Annotated in this window: 1 protein-coding gene; it reads right to left on the bottom strand. The window is 61.4% G+C overall.

Annotated features, from left to right (window positions below):
- Nucleotides 1-30: 30 nt before the first annotated feature.
- Nucleotides 31-864, bottom strand: a complete 834-nt coding sequence (locus P696_RS0131645) for a helix-turn-helix domain-containing protein (RefSeq protein ID WP_026415471.1) — start codon at nucleotides 862-864, stop codon at nucleotides 31-33.
- Nucleotides 865-1,033: the final 169 nt, after the last annotated feature.

The following is a 1,033-nucleotide window of genomic DNA, read 5'->3' as shown; positions in this document are numbered from 1 at the left end:
CCACTGGTACCGCCACCGGTACCCGAGTAGCTACTCTTTCGCCACGCGATCATACTGATCCGCCTTCGCCTGTATGAGCTGCAAGCTCTCTTTTTCCGGTCGGGCTTTGGACCCGATCCGGTCATACCGTAGCGACAGGTCCCGGACATCCGGGCCCTCATGGACCAGTCTGCCACTGAGCTGTGCCCACACGTAGGCCACGTAGTCACCGCGGGCGGTGACGATGACCTCGAAGGAGCCATCTGTCCCGACGTGCACACTCTGCTCTTCGGGCACGATCCTGACACAGACCCCTGGGCGCATCGCCAGCTCCAAGAGATGGTAGAGCTGCTCCCGCATCACCGCCGGATCAACCCCGGGAGGCGTCAGGGCCCGTTCGTCAACCAGGACCCAGAGATCCATCCCCGGGAGCTGCCCCAGCAGCTTGCTTGTTCGAGTCATGCGCTTGGCCACCGCGTCTGCGATGTCACGCACGACGCGTCCCGCGGTGAGCAGCCAGCTCGCGTACGCCTCGGTCTGGAGCGGGACCGGAATCAGCCCATGCAGGTAAATCCGAACGACCAGGGCGCCATCCTCCAGGTCAGCGAGCTGCTTGTCCCAGTCCTGCCCGAGATCCAACTTGATCGCGTAGCGGCGCATCGAAGCAAAGTGGGTGTTGTGCCATGTTGTATCCAGGGCCTTGGCCTGATCTTCGTTCAGTCGCAATCGCCCGGCTTCGAGGTTTGCAACCCTAGCCCTGTCTGCCTTGATGATCTTCGCGACGTTGCTCTGTGAGAGTCCCCGTCGCACTCGCTCTTCCCGCAGGTAGATGGCGATGAGGTTCCACATCGACTCGTCTGGATCGAGGTTCTCCGCAGCAGTCATCGTTGCCCTCGGGGTGTTGTTTTCTGTTGGATACATCTCCCGCAGACCGACTCTACGAGGCAGCCTGTGTCTCAGGCCACACAACGAGTCAGGGACTGCGAGTGATCAGTCATGAGCGACGCCAAACAGCACGAGACGGGGATTAATCAGGCACCACCTGGTAGATGGC

It is taken from the genome of Actinomadura oligospora ATCC 43269 (assembly GCF_000518265.1).
GTDB classification, from domain to species: Bacteria; Actinomycetota; Actinomycetes; order Streptosporangiales; family Streptosporangiaceae; genus Spirillospora; species Spirillospora oligospora.
This window is presented reverse-complemented; position numbering and strand designations above follow the sequence as displayed.

Coding starts and splice junctions, on each gene's coding strand:
- P696_RS0131645 (WP_026415471.1), bottom strand. CDS start 864: ATGACTGCTGCGGAGAACCTCGATCCAGACGAGTCGATGTGGAACCTC.